General features: G+C 34.0%; 1 protein-coding gene. It reads right to left on the bottom strand.

The features are described from left to right. Window positions 1-440 precede the first annotated feature (440 nt). Window positions 441-658, bottom strand: a 218-nt coding sequence (locus KTR06_RS24345; RefSeq protein ID WP_217290895.1) for a PD-(D/E)XK nuclease domain-containing protein, incomplete at its 5' end; no start/stop codon positions are given.

Raw genomic sequence — 658 nt, 5'->3', positions numbered from 1 at the left:
GGTTCTATTTTTTTACTTGTACTACTTGTATTGTTTATCAATATTTCAAAGAACTAACGTGGCTTCCGCCGCGCCTGCTTTCTTTGCGAAAGCGGATGCAAAGATAAGGACTTTTTCAGATAACTTCCAAACTTTTTCGAAGTTTTTTTTGTTTTTATTTTCTGATGCCTTAATCTTGTAGCAGAATGTCAACCATTAGGCTCTGTCTCTCTAGCAAAGCGGGTGCAAAAGTAGACAACTTATCAATAACATCCAAATATATCTGACTATTTTTCGGCTCTTTCTTGAAACTTTTTTTGTAACTCATTGATTGATAACGATGTCATAGAGTATGTTTTTTCAGATAGACACATCCTTATATGGAACACCTATACATTATTATATAGTGCACTCAAATGTAAGTTCTATTTTCCTATACCTAACAGAAATTCTATATACATTCAAGATTCCACGATCCACTTTTCGATATTACGAGTTTCTGCGCTAAAATTTACTCCTATTTTAAAAAGTTTTCGCTCATCCGTCTCGAAAGGTAAAGCATAATGCTTATCGTTAATCTGTTGCAAAGCCTCTTCTGCTGTGCCATTCAGTTTAAATTCCATTATATAAATAAATTTATCAGTCTGCAAGACAAGATCAATGCGCCCTTCACTCGTAT

This window comes from Bacteroides sp. MSK.20.12, assembly GCF_019052435.1.
Lineage (GTDB): Bacteria > Bacteroidota > Bacteroidia > Bacteroidales > Bacteroidaceae > Bacteroides > Bacteroides xylanisolvens.
Note: the sequence above shows the minus strand (reverse complement) of the source record. Positions and strands in the feature narration are given on the sequence as shown.